Raw genomic sequence first — 13,323 nt, forward strand, 5'->3', positions numbered from 1 at the left:
TTTTTCCTTTTCCATTTTTAAAATGAATCACTCTCATTTGTTGTCGTCTTCGTCCCTGCGGTACTTTTATTCGGAAATGGAAAAAAGCGGTTCACCAATATTGCAATCGTCATGCCGATAAAACTATCAACAATCCGATTAAAAGCATACAAGTAAGATTCAGTTTGAGGAATCATAAATAAAATCGTCAATAGTGTGGCACAAGCACCAACTGTTCCCTCGGAGTAATCAAATTTGACCAATAAAGCGATCATTAACATGATCACTAAAGGGATTGCAATCATTTGAATAAAGGACGAATGTCCGAAAAAGTTAAATATCGCAATACAAAATACAGAAGCGATTGCGCCGAAGCTGTTACCGGCAATCCGATGTTTCCCGTATTTGACGGTATTCTCATGATCTTCTCTTAATGTGAAAACAGCTGTGATCGTTGATACGACGTAGGTTTCACGATTCAAAAGAACACTAATCAAAATACAGAGGAATACACTGATTCCAGTTTTTACATTTCTTAAACCAAAGGTCAATCCAAATAAGTTCAATCATGCCATCCTCTCAAAACAAATTTCAACGAAGTCGATTATACCACATTGCAGACGGTCAATTGCTTAGATTTTCAGAAAAATGAACAACGATTCTTTCATCGTACGTTGACAGGCAAATTTTATCAGTCGTCGAGAAGCTAGCTTGATACCATGCAATTTTCAACTTTGAGTGTTGAAAGGAATACAATAAGTGACCCCAACCCTAAATGAATTGACTTTCGTTGCCATCGCTTAAGACTCCTTTTTTTATTTCTCAGTCTGTTCAACGTTTAAATAAGTGTTTTGATAAAAAAATATTTATTGTTCATAAAAAGTTTGTTTTTTAGATATTATATTGAGATAATCAAAATAAGGAGGGTTTAAAATGAAAAAAGTGTCCATACTATTTGTTCTTTTACTTGGCTTTGTTGTTTTTCCGATGACAGTTTTTGCTGCATCTTCACCAAGTGTGAGCTATCAAACAAATATCCAGTCTCAAGGGTGGCAATCATGGAAAACAAACGGTCAGACGTCAGGGACCACAGGGAAAGCCAAGCGACTTGAAGCAATCAAGATAAAAATTACTAACGAAAAATACAAAGGGAATATTGAATATAAAACCTCCATTCAGAAACAAGGCTGGGAAAAATCGTTTAGAAAAAATGGGACTCTGTCTGGTACAAGTGGAAAAGGACAACGGTTGGAGGCGATCCAAATCAAACTCACCGGTGAGATCGCTAAGTATTACGATGTCTATTATCGAGTCAATGCACAACAATTTGGCTGGATGGGGTGGGCGAAAAACGGACAGTCTTCAGGAACGTCTGGCTTTGGTTTTCAACTGGAAGCAATCCAGGTCAAACTGGTGAAAAAAGGTGGGAAAGCACCTGGAACGACGAATGATGCATTTAGAGATGGACTGAAAAAATATGTAGACAAACGGGGCAAAGGGCTGATCAAAGGCTCCAAACAAAAGATTTATCATATACCGGGGAGTCAATATTATAATAAAACGACCAGTCCAATTCTGATGTTCAAGACAGAGGTGGAAGCCTACAAAGCGGGCTTTCGACCAGCTAGATAGAGGTGTGGCAGGCATTCGCTGAGTAAACATCTATGAGAAATTGCTTTACCAAAAAGGTAACGAGGCAACGAGAAGAAAGCTATTTTTGATCAAAAAGTAACTGAATCGTCTGATTCATTCTAAACATCCCTTTCCGTTAGCGAAAAGGGATGTTTTACGTTTTCAAGATGATTTCTGTGCGTAGATCCGACGAATCTTAAAGTAATTCAGCACTTAACCTTTCATCACGAGATGCGCCTTGATTTAGCGAGGTTTCAACACAAAGCCACCATCTTCATCGTTCATTTCTTCGGTAGGCGTAAAAATAATATTTTTCCCATCTCTTTCAAGGGTAAAGATTGAATCACAAGCCATTAGGAAATCTGACGATGGATGCTTCATTGATAGTCGAATAGGGCTAGAAAATGAAAGCTGCGAAGTGTTTCTTTGAATCAACGGATGAAGGAATAGAGGGAGCAATTCCATCTGCATAAAGTTTTGTCAGGTGAATTCTAGATGATTTGATGATTAAATGGCCGGTTTAACATTGATATATGGCTATTAATGTGTATAATAAGTACTTGTGCGAAGCGCACCGCGGTTCATCAACCATCCCGCGTAATCAAAACTCGGAGAAAGTAGGGATCAAATGGAAAAATCAACAAATCTAACCAATCAACGTTTGCGTGTCGTCGCAGCCAATGGGATCATTATGGCACTTTATGTTGCTGTAACGGTTCTAGTCTCACCCGTTGCCTCAGGAGCGATTCAATTTAGGATATCTGAAGGATTGAATCACTTGGTCGTTTTCAACAGAAAATTGATGTGGGGTGTCGTTGGCGGGGTTGTAGTGTATAACATGTTCTTTGGAATGGGGATCTTGGATGTCGTATTCGGCGGTTTCGGAAGCTTCTTGGCTTTAGGAGCAACTGCATTGGTATATAAGAAGATTCCAAATGTTTTCGTAAGACTGGCATTTAATACCATTGTTTTTTCATTAAGTATGTTCCTGATTGCGATTATGCTAAATATCACCTTAGCATTGCCTTTCTGGCCAACATTTGCAACAACGGCATTGAGTGAATTTATTGTAATGACGATTACGGCACCGGTGATGTATATCATCAATCGTGCCGTTCGCTTCGATAAGCGCGTGTAAAAAAAGCTTGTTTTTTGCTTTGATGGTTCTCAAAAAACAAGAAAAAAGATCATTCCTAAGAAATGAAGGAATGATCTTTTATTTTATTCTGCTTTTAAGTCTTCGATCTCCACAACTTTGAAGTTTTTCGCTTCTAGTTGCGCAACGATCTTGTCGCATAATTCTTTTGATGTGTTTGCTGGTAAAGTGATCATCGTACGACGAATAAATTCGTCTTTACCGATGTCAAGAGTGATACAGCTAGCGATACTGCTGTATTTTGCGATTATTTTTGAGATAACCGCTAAGTCGCCTTGTTGACCTGTTGATGCGATCGTCAACACATAGCTTCCTTGTTCGACGCTCCATGATTGTGACAACATATTCAATAAGGAACTATGAGTCAAGATGCCGTAAAATTGATTGTTTTCATCTAGTACCGCAATATAAGGCAATTCTTTGATTGTAAAGAAAACCTTAAAAAATGAAGAGTTGACATAAATGAACTTCGTCGCATTTTTTAGCAGATAGGTGACGGGTAAAGTCATGTCACCGCCATTTGCTTTATGGCGATAGATGTGCATTTTATAAATATTTCCTCTAAAAATCTTTCCTGATTCATCTAGGATAGGCACACAACGATAACCAGACTCTTCTAAAATTGCCAGCGCTTCTTCTAAGGTAGCTGTTTCCTTTACCGTTGTTAAATCGCGTTTTTTGTAAACCATTGTTTTTAATAACATAATTTTCCCTCCCAAATACCCATTTAACACCATTATCATACCACAAAATCAGCAGAAACTATATTTATACGACAGAAAATCAAAAATTGACACAATCTTAAATAAATGGTATTTTTAGTGTTGGAAAACTTTATAAAAAGGGGGAGGACACTAAGATGGCAACGAAAAAAGCTGCTTTGGCTTGTTCTGTCTGCGGATCCCGCAACTATTCAAAATCAGTCAGTGAAGGTAAAAAAGGCGAACGCCTTGAAATCAACAAATTTTGCAAGTATTGCAATCAATATACTTTGCATCGTGAAACGAAGTAAGGAGGGAATCGAATGAAATTTTTGAAAAATGTTGTTGAAGAAATGAAAAACGTTTCTTGGCCATCAAAAAAACAATTACGCAAAGATACATTTGTGGTGATTCAAACAACCATTATTTTTGCATTGATGTTCTTTGTGATGGACACACTGATTCAAACGGTCTTCAATTGGATCCTAAAGTAACACTTCTTACTGATAGCGCTAGTCATTTATCACAAATCGTGCTATAATCGCTTTGAGGAAAAACTTCGGTGCAGCTGAGGTTTTTTTATTTTACAAAAAAGATGGGGAGTCCGAAAAAAATGGAATCTTTTGAAAAAAATTGGTATGTACTGCATACGTATTCTGGCTATGAAAACAAAGTAAAAGCGAACCTAGAGTCACGTGCACAAAGCATGGGGATGGGTGATTATATTTTCCGTGTCGTCGTTCCCGAAGAAGTAGAAACAGAAGAAAAAAACGGCAAAACCAAAGAAATCGTTCATAAAACATTTCCTGGCTATGTATTAGTTGAAATGGTCATGACGGATGAATCTTGGTACGTTGTACGTAATACTCCTGGGGTAACAGGTTTCGTTGGCTCTCATGGTGCAGGAAGCAAGCCAGCGCCTTTATTACAAGAAGAAATCAATTCAATTTTACGTTCGATCGGTATGAGTACTCGGACAGTTGAACTGGAAGTCGAAATTGGCGAAACCGTCAAAATCATCGAAGGTGCGTTTTCTGGTCTAGAAGGACAAGTAGCAGAAATCGATGAAGAAAAACAAAAACTAAAAGTGAACATCGATATGTTCGGTCGTGAAACCAGTACAGAACTTGATTTTGAGCAAGTAGATAAAATTTAACTGCTGGATAGACTAGCATGAACGGCTCATTTACGGTAAAATAACAGTAATGAGAATAAAGTGGACCAATTCGTTGGCCCACTTTTTTTCTCAAAATGAGTAAGCGCTTTATAAGAGGAAGGGGTCTTATGTCAAAATTATTTGCTTTTTTTAGAGTAAAGTTTCACAATGATTTTCATCCCCATACTAAAGGGATGATCTCTGTACATAATGGGTATAGCTTGTTGTTTCTTTTTAATTTGCTGCTGTTTTTCTTTGCCATGTTGTTTTTCGATCCAAGGGTGGCAGTCGAAGAGCTCAAGTTGATTTTATTTTCGGAAAGTCATCTTGTGACAGATTATATTGCTATGACTTCTGTAGGGTCGGCTTTATTAAACAGCAGTTTGATGACGTTTGTAGCGATCTCGATTTGCTATCATTATCGGGTGCCGATCACAGGAGGCGCGGTGTCTGCTATCTTTATGGTGACTGGGTATGGTTTTTTTGGGAAAAATCTACTAAATTTTATCCCGATATTTTTAGGCGTCCGTCTGTATTCGTATTTTATGAATGAACCATTGAAAAAATTTCTGTTGATTGCCTTGTATGGATCGTCGGTTTCTCCAATCGTCAGCTATTTTGCATTCAATGACTCACTACCGCCTTATTTTAGCTTGGTGATGGGGTAAGGTATTGGAATTTTTACCGGTTTTTTGATGGTTCCCATGGCCTTATATTTTCAAGGACTTTTTCAAAGCGTCAGTTTATACAGTGCTGGATTCACTTCAGGAATGTTGTGTACATTAGTCGCCGCTATCTGTCGGATGTTTGGCCTAACGATTGAGCTAAGAACATTGGTGTCGCAAGAACAGCAGCCGCGTTTGATTCTCATGATGCTGGTTTTAGGAAGTGTGTTCGTAGGCTATGGGTCGCTGATGGCAATCAAGAAAAAACGATTGAATATGCGAGCGATTTGGTCTCATAGTGGCAAAATCGAACGAGATATCTTACGTGATACCGGCGTTTATAATACGATGATCAACATGGGATTGATGACGTTTTTGCTTGTGGCATATGTCGTCAGTATTGGTGCGGTTTTAAATGGACCAGTTATCGGTGCGATCTTTTGCGTCATCGGCTTTTCTGCTTGTGGCTCTCATGTCTTTAACTCGCTGCCTTTATTGGCAGGGGTGACGATTGCCAATCTATTGAGCGTATACACCATCAACGAGACGGTTACAGTCACGTCAGCGATTTTTGCGATGATGCTCTGTGCAGTAACAAATGCCTATGGCTGGAAAGGCGGCTTGGTGGTCGGTTTTGTGCACGCCTCAATGGTACTGAATATTGATTTCTTACATGGAGGTTTGAATCTGTATAACAATGGTTTTTCTGGCGGGCTAGTCGCCATGATGATCATTCCCTTATTGGATCTCAGCAAACAGCTTTGGCAAAAATCAGCCGATCAGGCGCAAGCTACCAAGGATGAAAAACCACAAATGGACTTGAAAGCACAAGAAAGCGAGCAGCCATTGGTCCCATTGGATCAAACAGAAGGAAAACCTAAATTTTCCGAGCCTGTGAAGGTATTAAAACCCGTTGCCCAAAAGAAACACTATAGGGTAGGCGAGTGGGAGTAGAAAAACCGCCAATGTCATTTGTTACTTGTTTAACAAGTAGGGAGTGCTTGCCTTTTCGTCGTTGGAAATAATGGGAAAATGAAAACCAACCAAGAACAAGCAAAGATTGGTTGTTCTTGGTTGGTTTTTATTCGTGTTCATTTCTAAAAAAACATCAACGATTGGCTTCTAAGATTTCTGCCTGTAGGCGTTGGGCAGTCGGTGTCATGGCTAGACCACCTTCAGCCGTTTCCTTGAAAATGCTAGGCATTTGTCGTCCTACTTGATACATCGCTAAGACCACTTCATCAGGTGGGATGACACTTTCGATTCCTGCTAATGCCATGTCGGCAGAGATAAAGGCCTGGGAAGATCCCAGGGCATTGCGCTTCACGCAGGGGACCTCGACTAAGCCCGCGACAGGGTCACAAATCAAGCCCATCATATTCTTGAGGGTTATCGCCACCGCTTGAGCCGCTTGGTGGGGGGTGCCACCTTTTGCACAAACCAAAGCCGCCGCTGCCATTGCGCTAGCAGAACCGATCTCTGCTTGACAACCGCCTTCGGCACCGGAAATCGAGGCATTGTTGGCAATCACCAGACCAAAGGCGCCGGCTGTAAACAAAAAGTCGACTTGTTGCGCTCGAGTCAGTGCCAAACGCTCACGTACGGCCATTAATACACCAGAAACAACACCCGCACTACCGGCAGTCGGTGTTGCACAGATCAAGCCCATTTTCGCATTGACTTCGTTGACTGCAATGGCATTTTGGACCGCTTGTAGAATGGTTTCTCCGCTTAAAAAATCACCGGCAGCAAGGTAGTCGTTCATGCGAGTCGCATCGCCGCCGGTCAATCCCGTCACCGATTTTACACCAGCGACACCTTCAGCGACTGATTGTTCCATAACAACTAAATTCTTTTCCATGATTGCAAGGATCTGTTCGCGACTACGACCAGTATTTTCTGCTTCGATCGCAATCATCATCTCTGCAACGGAAGGATAATTTTTACTTTCTATTACTAACTCTTCTATTGTATAGAACATGTGCTTATCTCCTTTAATCAAAATACGCAGCGCTGTAAACGTGCGGCAAAACTTTGATTTGTTGCGCCAGCTGATCATTGCGCTGATCGACTTCGATGATCATGATTGCTTTATCACCGACAGCTTCTCTCGTAACGGTCATCGTACCGATATTGATTTGAGCCTCTGATAGTAAATTGGTTACTTTCGCAATCATTCCCGGAACATCTTGATGGACGATCACATAAGTAGGGGTACCCAGTGTCAGAGAAATTTTGAAGCCGTTAAGCTCTGAGATTTGAATGTTGCCACCACCGATCGAGATGCCAGTGACAGATAGTTTGTGGCTACCTTTTGTCAAAATCATCTTGACCATATTCGGATGTTCCGCTTTTTCTTTTTTAGGGACGAATAAGACTTCGATCCCTTTCTCATAAGCGATTTTTAAAGAGTCCGCTAGGCGAGCATCATCTGGCTCCATGCCTAAGAGACCGCCAACTAACGCAATATCGGTTCCATGACCGCGATAGGTTTTAGCAAACGATTCATACAACAGGATATCTACACTGTCTGGCTGTTCGCCAAAAATACTGCGAACGATTTTTCCGATCCGGGCAGCACCGGCGGTATGAGAACTGCTGGGACCCACCATGATGGGTCCGATTATGTCAAATACACTGCGGTATTTTAATTGTTCCATTTTTTTCACCTCGATAGTAGTAAACGAATAGGGAAGAATTCCAGTAGTAGTGTAGCATAAAAAAATGAGAGAATGAAAAAAGCAGACCAAAAGCAAGTGATTTTTATTTCTTTTTTTAGCGATGGACTAACGAAAAGCGCTGGTGAGCATTTTTTCAAAAAAATCAGCTGAAAAACCTTGAATTATTCCATAAAGATGCTATAATATTCCAGTGTGCTTTCGTCACACGTTTTTTGTGTGTGCACATGAATCACCAAAGTGGGAGGAGAAATTTGGATCTCCAATTAACCACATCACGGACTCAAGGAGGTATGTCTCGTGGCAAAAAAAGTAGAAAAAATCGTTAAATTGCAAATTCCTGCAGGTAAAGCAACACCAGCTCCGCCGGTAGGTCCTGCGCTAGGTCAAGCGGGTATCAACATCATGGGATTCACTAAAGAATTCAATGCTCGTACAGCTGATCAAGCAGGTTTGATCATTCCAGTAGTGATCTCTGTATACGAAGACCGTTCATTTACTTTCGTTACAAAAACACCACCAGCAGCAGTATTGTTGAAAAAAGCAGCAAACGTTGAAAAAGGTTCAGGCGAACCAAACAAAACAAAAGTTGCAAAAGTTTCACGCGATCAAGTAAAAGAAATCGCTGAATTGAAAATGGAAGACCTAAACGCAGCTGACGTTGAAGCAGCAATGCGCATGGTTGAAGGAACTGCACGAAGCATGGGGATCACTGTAGAATAATTACAGCCCTAAGGAAGTAGCTTCTCAGTCGGCTTCATATTGAAAAATATGGGACACGTGGGAGGTTCTACCGTTATAACCACATCAAGGAGGAAACAAAATGGCTAAAAAAAGCAAAAAAATGCAAGAAGCATTGAAAAAAGTTGATGCTACAAAAGCTTATTCAGTTGAAGAAGCAGTAGCTTTGGCAAAAGAAACAAATATTGCAAAATTCGACGCAACGGTTGAAGTTGCTTACAAATTAAACGTAGACCCTAAAAAAGCGGATCAACAAATCCGTGGCGCGGTTGTATTACCAAACGGTACTGGTAAAACACAAACAGTTTTAGTTTTTGCTAAAGGCGATAAAGCCAAAGAAGCAGAAGCAGCTGGTGCTGATTTCGTTGGTGACGACGATATGGTTCAAAAAATCCAAGGTGGCTGGTTCGATTTTGACGTTGTTGTTGCAACGCCTGACATGATGGCTACTGTTGGTAAATTAGGTCGTGTATTAGGCCCTAAAGGTTTGATGCCTAACCCTAAAACTGGTACAGTAACAATGGACGTAACAAAAGCAGTTAACGAAGTAAAAGCTGGTAAAGTTACTTACCGTGTTGACAAAGCTGGGAACATCCACGTACCAATCGGAAAAGTTTCTTTTGAAGATGACAAATTGATTGAAAACTTCAAAACGATCCATGAAACATTGTTGAAAGCTAAGCCTTCAGCAGCAAAAGGGCAATACATGAAAAATATCTCAGTTACAACAACATTTGGTCCTGGGATCCATGTAGAACAAGCTTCTTTCTAATTTAATACAAAAATTCAAAACTTTTATTGACTTGACTACCTTATCTGTGGTAAGGTAGTCAAGGTTAAAAGTTTAACTGTACCGAAGACAGTAGGTGGCATTTGCCTTAATTTCCTACCGAGGACGTTTATTGAGAATCTTCAATAGTCCCTCTATGTCTACGGTGGCATAGAGTTTTTTTATTGTCCTTTATAGGACAAAGGAACAGTTTGTTTCGAAGAAACTCTTCCATCAAAATCAGGAGGTGAAATATAAATGAGTGAAGCAGCTATCGCTAAAAAATCCGCGATCGTTGATGAAGTGAGTGCAAAATTCTCTGCAGCCGCATCTGTAGTCGTTGTTGACTACCGTGGACTAACTGTTGATGAAGTAACTCGCTTACGTAAACAATTGCGTGATGCAAACGTTGAGATGAAAGTTATCAAAAACTCAATTCTTTCTCGTGCTGCTGAAAAAGCTGGTCTAGAAGGTTTAGGTGAAGTATTCACTGGCCCTACTGCCGTAGCATTCAGTAACGAAGACGTTGTTGCACCTGCAAAAATCATTAACGATTTCGCAAAAGACGCAAAAGCTTTAGAAATCAAAGGCGGTATCATCGAAGGCAAAGTTTCTTCATTGGAAGAAATTACTGCATTGGCGAAATTGCCAAACCGCGAAGGACTTCTTTCTATGTTGCTATCTGTGCTACAAGCACCTATCCGCAACGTGGCTTACGCTGTCAAAGCAGTGGCAGAAAAAGAAGAAGATGCAGCATAATTGCCGCATAATTTTTCAGTATTAAAAACTAAACTACTTACTTAAATGGAGGAAAACAAAATGGCATTGAACATTGAAAACATTGTCGAAGAGCTAAAAGGCGCGACAATCTTAGAATTAAACGATTTAATTAAAGCTATCGAAGAAGAATTTGGCGTATCTGCTGCAGCTCCTGTAGCTGTAGCTGGTGGAGCTGGCGATGCTGGTGCTGCTGAAGAACAAACTGAATTCACTGTAGAATTGACTGCAGCTGGCGATCAAAAAGTTAAAGTTATCAAAGCAGTTCGTGAAGCAACTGGCTTAGGCTTGAAAGAAGCGAAAGCAGTCGTTGACGGAGCTCCTTCAGCAGTTAAAGAAGGCATCTCTAAAGACGAAGCTGAAGCATTGAAAGCAGCTTTAGAAGAAGTTGGCGCTTCAGTAACAGTTAAATAATTTTTCTTAGTGTCAAATCTTTTCGTATGAAGGGGTTTGGCGCTTTTTTTGTTAGAGGCTGAGATTCCTAAAAAGTAATAAGCAGCGATCCTCGTTTTTTTATGAGCGAGGATCGCTGCTTATTTTTTTCGAAATTGTTGGAATAAGAACACGAAAATAAAAAAGAAAAATGCTTCCCACAACGTTGTGGTCCAACTAAAGCTGCGGTTAATACCAAAAACGAGATTACCAATATTGGAAACCACCAAATACAAGGCTGTTGCTAGCAAAGAATAGCCGAATCGTTTGCCCATCATTACGCCTCCCTTTGCTATGATTGTAACAAGTCAAAAGAGTTGTGGCAATCAATTCTGATGCAGTGATGATAAATTGATCGATAGAAAGAGAAAAACCGAACGGTCCGTAGTGATCGTTCGGTTGAAGAGGATGTAGCCCGGTTCGCTTAATCCAATGGAACATCAAAGATCCAACCGGTTGGTGCCGAAATATCGCCGAACTGAATGCCGGTCAATTGGTCATACAATGCTTTTGTTTGTGGACCAACTTCCGTTTCGCTATAGAACACATGGAAATCCTCGCCGTTTTGGATCCCGCCGATCGGGGAAATAACAGCAGCTGTTCCGCAGGCACCCGCTTCGACAAAACGATCCAGCTCATTGAGATAAACATCACCTTCCACAGGGGTCAATCCTAATGAATGTTGCGCTAGATGCAGCAATGAATATTTTGTGATACTTGGTAAAATAGAAGGAGATTTTGGTGTCACAAATTCATTAGCAGCCGTGATCCCGAAAAAGTTGGCAGAACCGACTTCTTCGATTTTGGTATGCGTTTCTGGATCAAGGTAGATGCAATCGGAAAATTTCCGTTGATGGGCTTCGTATCCAGGTAACAAACTCGCCGCATAATTTCCACCCACTTTGGCTGCGCCAGTACCATTTGGTGCCGCGCGATCATAATCAGAAACAATGAAATTGGTTGGTGTCAATCCGCCCTTAAAGTAAGGTCCGACCGGCATACAAAAAACCGTAAAAATATACTCTGGTGCTGGGCTGACACCGATATTTTCTCCGACGCCAATCAATAGAGGACGAATATACAAGGTGGCGCCGCTGCCATAAGGCGGAACATATTCCTGATTTGCTTTTACTACTTGTTTTACCGCATCTAAGAAAAAGGCCTCAGGAACCTCTGGCATACGCAGGCGATAGGCACTGCGGTTCATCCGTTTGCTATTTTCGTCTGGACGGAACAAATTGATGCCGCCATCTTTTCTTCGGTAGGCTTTTAGTCCTTCAAAACATTGCTGTCCATAATGAAGAGCGGTTGATCCCTCGTGGATATGCAGATAATTATCCTCGGTAAGTTCGCCTTCATTCCAAGAACCGTCTTTCCATGTTGCCAAAAAACGCCATGGCGTTTTGATATAAGAAAACCCTAAATTTGACCAATCGATTGTCATTCGTTCACACCCTTTTTTAATTTTTCTAAGTATAGCACTTCAGAAAAGAAATGTCATTATTTTCTGAAAATTCTTCTGTAAGAATATTTGGTGACAGTGACGTGTAAAGAAAGGGGAACCGATCTTTGCTTGTACGAGTTCCCCAGATTGTTTTTCTACAAGTTCTGTGCTTCAATGAGAGTATAAAAAAACAAAAAAGGGGGAACGTTTGTGATTGAGGAAGTGTTGACGGACAGTCTGGGGATCGCTGCTGCGTATCGACGATTGAAACCAATCATGATCCATACACCACTTGCACCAAGTAATATTTTAGGCAAAGAAAAAGAGGGCACGATATTTTTGAAATTAGAAAATCTACAGCGTACCGGCTCCTTTAAAGCGCGGGGGGCGTATAACAAACTCGCGTCATTGACTGATGCAGAAAAACTTCGCGGTGTCATTGCCTGTTCTGCAGGAAATCATGCGCAAGGTGTTGCTCTCGCCGGATCGTTACTGGGGATCAATGTCCGAATCTTTATGCCATTAACGGCTGCCAAAACAAAAATAGAGGCGACAAGAAGTTATGGCGCACAAGTCGTTTTAGCAGGAGAGACGTTTGATGAAACCAAACAACTGACACTAGACGCCATGAAAGATAGTGGCGAAGTATTTGTCTCTCCCTTTGATGATCGTGCAGTAATGGAGGGGCAAGGAACGATTGCGATCGAACTGTTGGAGGATCTTCCAGATGTTGATAATGTCATTATTCCCATCGGCGGTGGTGGGTTGATTGCTGGGATTGCTTTAGCCTTAAAAGAACTTCGTCCAGAAGTCAAAATCATCGGCGTTCAATCCTATGGCGTTTATGGCATGATCGCCTCACTTTGGCAGCAAAAGCTAGTAGCCAATCGCCGCAGTAGAACGATCGCCGATGGCTGTGATGTTGCTTTGGCAGGGGAACTGACCTATGATGTTTTAAAGACCCGTATCGATGAAACGGTCTTAGTTGAAGAATCCGATATCGAACAAGCGATCCATTACTTAGCATTGAGGGAAAAAGTCATCGCAGAAGGGGCTGGTGCATTAAGTACGGCGGCGATTTTAAGCGGACAGATCGATCATTTGCTTCGAGGAAAGAAAACTGTGGCATTGGTCTCCGGCGGCAATATTGATTTCTCTGTGTTTAAGGAAATCATCTGAGTGCAACAAGCCTT

At 41.0% G+C, this 13,323-nt stretch carries 16 protein-coding genes, 1 pseudogene and 1 other annotated feature; of the genes and pseudogenes, 11 read left to right on the top strand and 6 right to left on the bottom strand.

Translation table 11 applies throughout. From position 1 onward, the window contains the following. Positions 1–17 precede the first annotated feature (17 nt). Positions 18–545 (bottom strand): FUSC family protein, encoded by a 528-nt coding sequence (locus tag IGJ26_RS06465; RefSeq protein WP_005236688.1) that lies wholly within the window; start codon positions 543–545, stop codon positions 18–20. A gap of 367 nt (positions 546–912) precedes the next feature. Here IGJ26_RS06465 and IGJ26_RS06470 point away from each other — a divergent pair, with 367 nt between their 5' ends. Both IGJ26_RS06470 and IGJ26_RS06475 read left to right on the top strand, forming a co-directional pair. After that, positions 913–1,611: an Ig domain-containing protein gene (locus IGJ26_RS06470; RefSeq protein ID WP_194199461.1), complete on the top strand. Its 699-nt coding sequence runs from the start codon at positions 913–915 to the stop codon at positions 1,609–1,611. 628 nt (positions 1,612–2,239) lie between these two features. Further along, complete coding sequence (locus tag IGJ26_RS06475; RefSeq protein WP_008379785.1) at positions 2,240–2,749, top strand: QueT transporter family protein; 510 nt, start codon at positions 2,240–2,242, stop codon at positions 2,747–2,749. An 83-nt stretch (positions 2,750–2,832) separates the two neighbouring features. On the opposite strand, the gene cbpA is transcribed toward IGJ26_RS06475, so the two are convergent. Further along, the gene (cbpA, locus tag IGJ26_RS06480; protein ID WP_008379786.1) at positions 2,833–3,471 is read right to left on the bottom strand and encodes a cyclic di-AMP binding protein CbpA; all 639 of its coding nucleotides are present in this window, start codon (positions 3,469–3,471) and stop codon (positions 2,833–2,835) included. Between the two features lie 155 nt (positions 3,472–3,626). Between cbpA and rpmG the strand changes: the two genes are divergently transcribed. From rpmG to IGJ26_RS06500, 4 genes and pseudogenes are all read left to right on the top strand, one after another. Beyond that, positions 3,627–3,779, top strand: coding sequence for a 50S ribosomal protein L33 (gene rpmG / locus IGJ26_RS06485; protein ID WP_005229764.1), 153 nt, complete (start codon positions 3,627–3,629; stop codon positions 3,777–3,779). A gap of 12 nt (positions 3,780–3,791) precedes the next feature. Beyond that, complete coding sequence (gene secE / locus IGJ26_RS06490; protein ID WP_005229766.1) at positions 3,792–3,962, top strand: preprotein translocase subunit SecE; 171 nt, start codon at positions 3,792–3,794, stop codon at positions 3,960–3,962. Positions 3,963–4,081: 119 nt separating this feature from the next. Next, positions 4,082–4,624: a transcription termination/antitermination protein NusG gene (nusG, locus tag IGJ26_RS06495; protein ID WP_005229769.1), complete on the top strand. Its 543-nt coding sequence runs from the start codon at positions 4,082–4,084 to the stop codon at positions 4,622–4,624. Positions 4,625–4,752: 128 nt separating this feature from the next. Further along, positions 4,753–6,243, top strand: a pseudogene (locus IGJ26_RS06500) (DUF1576 domain-containing protein). Between the two features lie 154 nt (positions 6,244–6,397). Here the strand turns inward: IGJ26_RS06500 and sdaAA are convergent. Together sdaAA and sdaAB are read right to left on the bottom strand one after the other, a co-directional pair. Next, complete coding sequence (gene sdaAA, locus IGJ26_RS06505) at positions 6,398–7,270, bottom strand: L-serine ammonia-lyase, iron-sulfur-dependent, subunit alpha (protein WP_008381622.1); 873 nt, start codon at positions 7,268–7,270, stop codon at positions 6,398–6,400. Between the two features lie 13 nt (positions 7,271–7,283). Continuing rightward, complete coding sequence (gene sdaAB / locus IGJ26_RS06510; protein ID WP_005229781.1) at positions 7,284–7,949, bottom strand: L-serine ammonia-lyase, iron-sulfur-dependent subunit beta; 666 nt, start codon at positions 7,947–7,949, stop codon at positions 7,284–7,286. 318 nt (positions 7,950–8,267) lie between these two features. Here sdaAB and rplK point away from each other — a divergent pair, with 318 nt between their 5' ends. The 4 genes from rplK to rplL all read left to right on the top strand — a co-directional run bounded on the left by rplK (position 8,268) and on the right by rplL (position 10,668). Beyond that, positions 8,268–8,690 (top strand): 50S ribosomal protein L11, encoded by a 423-nt coding sequence (rplK, locus tag IGJ26_RS06515; RefSeq protein WP_005229787.1) that lies wholly within the window; start codon positions 8,268–8,270, stop codon positions 8,688–8,690. Positions 8,691–8,790: 100 nt separating this feature from the next. Then, positions 8,791–9,480 carry a 50S ribosomal protein L1 gene (gene rplA / locus IGJ26_RS06520; protein WP_005229790.1) on the top strand — a complete coding sequence of 230 codons (690 nt, stop codon included), beginning with the start codon at positions 8,791–8,793 and terminating at the stop codon, positions 9,478–9,480. A gap of 63 nt (positions 9,481–9,543) precedes the next feature. After that, positions 9,544–9,670, top strand: a sequence feature (ribosomal protein L10 leader region). Between the two features lie 65 nt (positions 9,671–9,735). After that, positions 9,736–10,236, top strand: coding sequence for a 50S ribosomal protein L10 (gene rplJ / locus IGJ26_RS06525; RefSeq protein WP_005236672.1), 501 nt, complete (start codon positions 9,736–9,738; stop codon positions 10,234–10,236). 60 nt (positions 10,237–10,296) lie between these two features. Next, positions 10,297–10,668: a 50S ribosomal protein L7/L12 gene (gene rplL / locus IGJ26_RS06530; RefSeq protein WP_003127081.1), complete on the top strand. Its 372-nt coding sequence runs from the start codon at positions 10,297–10,299 to the stop codon at positions 10,666–10,668. 119 nt (positions 10,669–10,787) lie between these two features. Here rplL and IGJ26_RS06535 read toward each other — a convergent pair whose 3' ends face one another. Further along, positions 10,788–10,961 carry a hypothetical protein gene (locus tag IGJ26_RS06535; RefSeq protein WP_005236653.1) on the bottom strand — a complete coding sequence of 58 codons (174 nt, stop codon included), beginning with the start codon at positions 10,959–10,961 and terminating at the stop codon, positions 10,788–10,790. 149 nt (positions 10,962–11,110) lie between these two features. Beyond that, positions 11,111–12,130: a branched-chain amino acid aminotransferase gene (locus tag IGJ26_RS06540; protein ID WP_086299571.1), complete on the bottom strand. Its 1,020-nt coding sequence runs from the start codon at positions 12,128–12,130 to the stop codon at positions 11,111–11,113. Between the two features lie 210 nt (positions 12,131–12,340). Here IGJ26_RS06540 and IGJ26_RS06545 point away from each other — a divergent pair, with 210 nt between their 5' ends. Continuing rightward, positions 12,341–13,309, top strand: coding sequence for a pyridoxal-phosphate dependent enzyme (locus IGJ26_RS06545; protein ID WP_005236650.1), 969 nt, complete (start codon positions 12,341–12,343; stop codon positions 13,307–13,309). Positions 13,310–13,323: the final 14 nt, after the last annotated feature.

Source organism: Enterococcus sp. AZ095a, from assembly GCF_050546735.1.
GTDB lineage: Bacteria > Bacillota > Bacilli > Lactobacillales > Enterococcaceae > Enterococcus_D > Enterococcus_D entomosocium.

Bases quoted from the DNA above. Each gene is read 5' to 3' on its own strand.
- IGJ26_RS06470 (WP_194199461.1), top strand. From the start codon at position 913: ATGAAAAAAGTGTCCATACTATTTGTTCTTTTACTTGGCTTTGTTGTT.
- IGJ26_RS06475 (WP_008379785.1), top strand. From the start codon at position 2,240: ATGGAAAAATCAACAAATCTAACCAATCAACGTTTGCGTGTCGTCGCA.
- cbpA (WP_008379786.1), bottom strand. From the start codon at position 3,471: ATGTTATTAAAAACAATGGTTTACAAAAAACGCGATTTAACAACGGTA.
- rpmG (WP_005229764.1), top strand. From the start codon at position 3,627: ATGGCAACGAAAAAAGCTGCTTTGGCTTGTTCTGTCTGCGGATCCCGC.
- secE (WP_005229766.1), top strand. From the start codon at position 3,792: ATGAAATTTTTGAAAAATGTTGTTGAAGAAATGAAAAACGTTTCTTGG.
- nusG (WP_005229769.1), top strand. From the start codon at position 4,082: ATGGAATCTTTTGAAAAAAATTGGTATGTACTGCATACGTATTCTGGC.
- sdaAA (WP_008381622.1), bottom strand. From the start codon at position 7,270: ATGTTCTATACAATAGAAGAGTTAGTAATAGAAAGTAAAAATTATCCT.
- sdaAB (WP_005229781.1), bottom strand. From the start codon at position 7,949: ATGGAACAATTAAAATACCGCAGTGTATTTGACATAATCGGACCCATC.
- rplA (WP_005229790.1), top strand. From the start codon at position 8,791: ATGGCTAAAAAAAGCAAAAAAATGCAAGAAGCATTGAAAAAAGTTGAT.
- rplJ (WP_005236672.1), top strand. From the start codon at position 9,736: ATGAGTGAAGCAGCTATCGCTAAAAAATCCGCGATCGTTGATGAAGTG.
- rplL (WP_003127081.1), top strand. From the start codon at position 10,297: ATGGCATTGAACATTGAAAACATTGTCGAAGAGCTAAAAGGCGCGACA.
- IGJ26_RS06535 (WP_005236653.1), bottom strand. From the start codon at position 10,961: ATGGGCAAACGATTCGGCTATTCTTTGCTAGCAACAGCCTTGTATTTG.
- IGJ26_RS06540 (WP_086299571.1), bottom strand. From the start codon at position 12,130: ATGACAATCGATTGGTCAAATTTAGGGTTTTCTTATATCAAAACGCCA.